Source organism: Streptomyces niveiscabiei (genome assembly GCF_001419795.1).
Lineage (GTDB): Bacteria > Actinomycetota > Actinomycetes > Streptomycetales > Streptomycetaceae > Streptomyces > Streptomyces niveiscabiei.
Map to the genome: position 1 here is coordinate 1 of NZ_LIRL01000570.1, position 5107 is coordinate 5107.

The 5107-nt window shown below is 74.6% G+C and carries 4 protein-coding genes and 1 pseudogene; 2 read left to right on the plus strand and 3 right to left on the minus strand.

Annotated elements, in window-relative coordinates; all coding sequences use genetic code 11:
- Positions 1-140: 140 nt before the first annotated feature.
- A complete protein-coding gene (locus AOK24_RS26545) occupies positions 141-1556 on the plus strand; it encodes a GAF domain-containing sensor histidine kinase (protein WP_079056999.1) in 1416 nt (471 codons plus the stop codon).
- Positions 1557-1680: 124 nt separating this feature from the next.
- On the plus strand, positions 1681-2742 hold the full coding sequence (locus AOK24_RS26550) for a M23 family metallopeptidase (RefSeq protein ID WP_055722588.1): 1062 nt from the start codon (positions 1681-1683) through the stop codon (positions 2740-2742).
- Positions 2743-2746: 4 nt separating this feature from the next.
- Here the strand turns inward: AOK24_RS26550 and AOK24_RS26555 are convergent, their stop codons facing one another.
- The 3 genes and pseudogenes from AOK24_RS26555 to AOK24_RS26565 form a co-directional block, all read right to left on the minus strand.
- Complete coding sequence (locus AOK24_RS26555; RefSeq protein WP_055722589.1) at positions 2747-3616, minus strand: Cof-type HAD-IIB family hydrolase; 870 nt, start codon at positions 3614-3616, stop codon at positions 2747-2749.
- A gap of 173 nt (positions 3617-3789) precedes the next feature.
- A complete protein-coding gene (locus tag AOK24_RS26560; protein ID WP_055722590.1) occupies positions 3790-4692 on the minus strand; it encodes an LLM class flavin-dependent oxidoreductase in 903 nt (300 codons plus the stop codon).
- Positions 4693-4754: 62 nt separating this feature from the next.
- Positions 4755-5093: pseudogene (locus AOK24_RS26565) on the minus strand (RNA 2'-phosphotransferase); the annotation flags it as partial.
- Positions 5094-5107 lie beyond the last annotated feature (14 nt).

Genomic DNA, 5107 nt, shown 5'->3' on the forward strand with positions numbered 1-5107 from the left:
CGGCCGGCTGAGGGGCGGTGGGGGATGTTTCACGTGAAACACGGCTGGCTTCATGGCTGGTTTCACGTGAAACAGGGCCGTGGGGGCCGCGTGCGGGCGTCGCACCACGATTGGCAAATCGGGCAAATTACCCTGGCTCCATGCCAGTCGACCCCCGTCTCCTCGAAGCCCTCCGGTCCGTCGGCGGTGAGCTGGAGCGCATCCCCGCGACGGCCGTGACCCTCCTCGGCGTCCGGGACGCGGCCGTCGAGGTGGACGGCGACGGGTCCGGCTGGGCGCTCGCCGTCCCGATCCGCGCGCACGGCGAGCTGTACGGCAGCCTCTGCCTCGCCGGGCGGCGTGACGGGCGGCCCTTCGACGGCGCCGACCTCGACCTCGCGCGCGCCCTCGCCGGGGAAGCGGGGATCGCGATCGGCAACGCGCGGCTGTACGAGGCGGCACGGCAGCGGGAGCGCTGGATCGACGGCTCGGTGGCCGTCACGACCGCGCTGCTGGCCGGCGACGACCCCGACGACGCGCTCCAGGTGGTCGCCGAGTGGGCCCGCACCCTCGCCGAGGCCGTCGCCGGGGTCGTCCTGCTGCCCGCCGAAGGGGGCGGCCTGGAGATCGCGGCCGTCGCCTCGGACCGCCCGTCGGGGATGCTCGGCGAGGTGATCCCGGGGGACAGCGAGCTGGTCGGGGCGCTGCTGGCGGGCGAGGAGGTGTACGTCGAGGACGCGGCGACCGACCCCCGCGCGGTCACCTCGCGCGCGGCCGAGTACGGCCCCGCCCTACTGCTCCCGCTGCGCGGAGACGGCCGTTTCCTGGGCACGCTCTGCCTGCCGCGCGCTCGGGGGCGGCGGACGTTCACCGACGCCGAGCGCGAACTCGCCCGGCGGTTCGCCGAACAGGCCGCGCTCGCGCTGATCGCGGCCGAGGCGCAGCGCGACCGGGAGCGGCTCGCGGTGTTCGAGGAGCGCGACCGGATCGCCCGTGACCTGCACGACCTCGTCGTCCAGCGGCTGTTCGCGACGGGGCTGACGCTGGAGAGCGCGCAGCGGGAGGCCGCCGCGCCCGAGGTGCGCGAGGGTGTCGGGCGGGCCGTCGACGAGCTCGACGTCACGATCCAGGAGATCCGCACGGCGATCTTCGCCCTGCGTCAGGGCCCCGACGGGACGCCGGCCCGGCTGCGGACCCGCGTGCTGCGCGAGGTCGCGATGGCCGCCGTACCGCTCGGCTTCCGGCCCGGCTGCCGGTTCGCCGGGGACGTCGACACGCTCGTCGGCGAGGCGACCGGCAAGAACCTCGTCGCCGCTCTGCGCGAGGCCCTCTCCAACGCGTTCCGGCACGCCCGCGCCACCCGCATCGACGTGGTGGTGGACGCCACGGTGACGCTTCCCGGCGGCCGTCCCGGCGTACGGCTGACCGTCGCGGACGACGGTGTCGGCATCGGTGACGGGGGCCGTCGCAGCGGGCTCCTCAACCTCGTACGGCGCGCGGAGTCCCTCGGCGGCGACAGCAGCTACGGTCCGGGGCCCGGCGGCGGGACGACGGTGGTGTGGGAGGCGCCGCACTGAACCCGGCCGGGGTCAACCCGGTGTGACGGCGCGTCACCCGGCGTTGGGCCATCCGGACGCGCTGTCCCCCGGTCGTATGACGTGAACGGGCGCGCCACCCGCACCCTGGGACACGATCGCTGACATGCGCTCACCTCGCCGCCGCCCCCTGCTCGTCCCGGTCCTGCTGTGCGCGGCGGCGGTCCTCATGGCCCGCCCCACCCCCGCCGACGGCCACACCGGCGACGGCGAGACAGGCCCGGGCGACGGCCTCGGCGCGCAGGTCGCGCAGCTGTACGAGGAGGCCGCCGCCGCGTCCCAGGAGTACGACGCGGGCCGCCGCGAGGCCGAGACACAGCGCGCGAAGGCCCAGCGGTACGAGGAGCTGCGCGCCGGGGAACTGCGCGAACTCGACAGGCTGCGCGCGGAGCTCGGGCGGATCGCGCGGGCCCAGTACCGGGACGGGGGCGGGCTGCCGCTGGCCGTACAGGCCGTGCTGAACGGCGATCCCGACCGGCTGATGCGCGGTCAGCACGTGCTCGCGCAGGCGAATCTGGCCGTCGGGAGCGCGCTCGGCAGGCGCAGGGCCGTCGAGGAGCGGCTCGCGGGGGACGCGGCGCGGGCGGCGTACGCCTGGCAGGTGCTGGAGCGGCGGACCGCCGAACTCGCCGTGCTCAAGCGGGACATCGAACGCAAGCTGGAGGAGGCGCGGTGGCGGCTCCAGGGGCAGGCGGCGGCGTCCGTCGCGGCGGGCTCCTGCCCCGGCGCGATCCGGCTCCCGCAGACGCCGGCCGCCGCGTCGGACTGGGTCGCCCCCGTCGAGTCCTACCGCCTCTCCGCCTCCTTCGGCAGCGGCGGCGCGCGCTGGGCCCACCGCCACACCGGGCAGGACTTCGCCGTCCCGATCGGTACGCCCGTCCGCGCGGTCGGCGCCGGCCGGGTCGTCCGCGTGGCCTGCGGCGACGGCTTCGGCGTCCAGCTCGTCATCAGCCACCCCGGCGGCTACTACACCCAGTACGCCCACCTCGCCTCGGTCGCCGTCGACCCCGGCGAACGCGTCACCGCGGGCCAGCGGATCGGCCAGACCGGCACAACCGGCAACTCCACGGGCCCGCACCTGCACTTCGAGGTACGGGTGACCCCGGACATGGGCTCGGCGGTGAACCCGGTGCCGTGGCTGGCGGACCGGGGGGTGGCGTTGGGGTGAAGGGCTATGCCCTCTCCGCCACCAGCTTCTCGATGACGACGGCCACGCCGTCCTCGTTGTTCGCGGCCGTCTGTCCCGATGCCGCCGCGATCACGTCGGGGTGGGCGTTGCCCATCGCGTAGGAGCGGCCCGCCCAGGTCAGCATCTCGACGTCGTTCGGCATGTCCCCGAACGCGACGACCTCCTCGGGGGCGATGCCGCGTTCCGCGCAGCACAGGGCGAGGGTGCTGGCCTTGGAGATGCCGGGGCCCGCGATCTCCAGGAGCGCGCTGGGGCTGGACCGGGTGACCGCGGCGCGCTCCCCGATCGCCTCGCGGGCCAGCGTGAGGAACGCGTCCGGGTCCAGCGTGGGGTGGTAGGCGAGGATCTTCAGGACGGGTTCCCGCGCGCAGGGGCCGTCGGCGGCGAGGAGTTCCTCCGCGGGGGCGAGGTCGTCCGGGATCTCCATGTGCATCTTGGGATACTCGGGCTCCTGGTAGAACGCGTACGTCTGCTCCACCGCGTACACCGTCCCCGGCGCGGCCTCCCGCAGCAGCCGTACGGCGTCCAGGGCGTTCTCCCTGGCCAGCTCGCGGACCTTCACGAAGCGGTGGGCGCCGGGGCCGCCGTGCAGGTCGACGACCGCCGCGCCGTTCCCGCAGATCGCCAGCCCGTGCCCGTGGACGTGATCACTGACCGCGTCCATCCACCGGGCCGGCCGCCCGGTCACGAAGAACACCTCGATGCCCGCGTCCTCGGCCGCCGCCAGCGCGGCCACCGTCCGGGGCGACACCTGCCCGTCGTCCCGCAGCAACGTCCCGTCGAGGTCGGTCGCGATCAGACGCGGACGGTGTATGGCTGCGGGGCTCTCGGGCTGCCGGGTCGCTGAGGTCACGGGGGCATTGTCCCGTACGCGGGCGCTCGGGTGCGGGGGCGTGCGCGCGGATGAGACGCACGCGACGCGGGGGCGGGGCGTCGGAAGGGACTGGCGCACCCGCAGCCGTCCCCGCACCCGCACCCGCAGCCGTTCCCGCAGCCGTTCCCGCCCCGCCTTGGCCCGCCTCCGGCTCACCTCAACTGCGCCGGTGCCTCCATCGCGATGCGTTCGAAGATCTTCTCGTCCGCCGCGAAGTCCGAGTCCGGGATCGGCCAGTGGACGACCAGCTCCGTGAAGCCGAGGTCCTGGTGGCGGCCGGCGAAGTCCACGAACGCGTCCAGGGAGTCGAGGGGACGCGCGCGGTCGGGGGTGAAGCCGGTGAGGAGGATCTTGTCGAGGGAGCCCGCGTCACGGCCCAGGGACGCGCACGCGTCCGCCAGGCGGTCCGTCTGCTCGCGCAGGGCGCGCAGGGACTGTTCCGGTGTGCCGTTCTCGTACAGCTTGGGGTCGCCCGTCGTCACCCATGCCTGGCCGAAGCGCGCGGCGAGCTTCAGTCCCCGGGGGCCGGTCGCGGCGACGGCGAAGGGCAGGCGGGGCCGCTGCACGCAGCCGGGGATGCCGCGGGCCTCGTGCGCCGAGTAGTGGTCGCCCTCGTACGACACGGAGTCCTCCGTGAGGAGCCGGTCGAGCAGCGTCACGAACTCCGCGAACCGGTCGGCACGCTCGCGCGGCGTCCACGGCTCCTGCCCCAGCGCGGTCGCGTCGAACCCGGTACCGCCCGCGCCGACCCCGAGGGTGATACGGCCCCCGGAGACGTCGTCCAGCGAGATCAGTTCCTTGGCCAGCGTCACGGGGTGGCGGAAGTTCGGCGAGGTGACGAGGGTGCCGAGGCGCAGGTGCTCGGTGACGCCCGCCGCGGCCGTCAGCGTGGGGATCGCACCGAACCACGGGCCGTCGCGGAAGGTCCGCCAGGACAGGTGGTCGTAGGTGTAGGCGGTGTGGAACCCCAGCTGCTCCGCTCGCTGCCACGCCTCACGGCTGCCCTCGTGCCAGCGGCGGTACGGGAGGATCACGGTGCTCAGGTGCAGGCTCATGGGTCGAGCGTATGCGGAGGGTCGTGTTTCACGTGAAACAGTCACCGTCCGTCACCGCTGGTTCAGCGGGCCTCGCTGAACCGGATGTACTCCACCGGCACCGCCTTCGTCAGCCACACGCCGTTCGCGCTCAGCTGGAACACGTGGCCGTCGCGGTGCATGGCGCCGGAATCGACCGTGAGGACCACCGGCCGTCCCCGGCGCGCGCCGACGCGGGTGGCTGTGTCGCGGTCCTGGGAGAGGTGGACGTCGTGGCGGTTCATGGGGCGCAGGCCCTCGGCGCGGATCGGGGAGAGGGCGCGCGGGTGGGTGCCGTGGAAGAGCAGGGCGGGTGGGGCGGTCGATGGGAGGGCGAGGTCCACCGAGACGCTGTGGCACTGGGTGGCGCGGAGGCGGGTGCCCTAGGTGGCGAAGC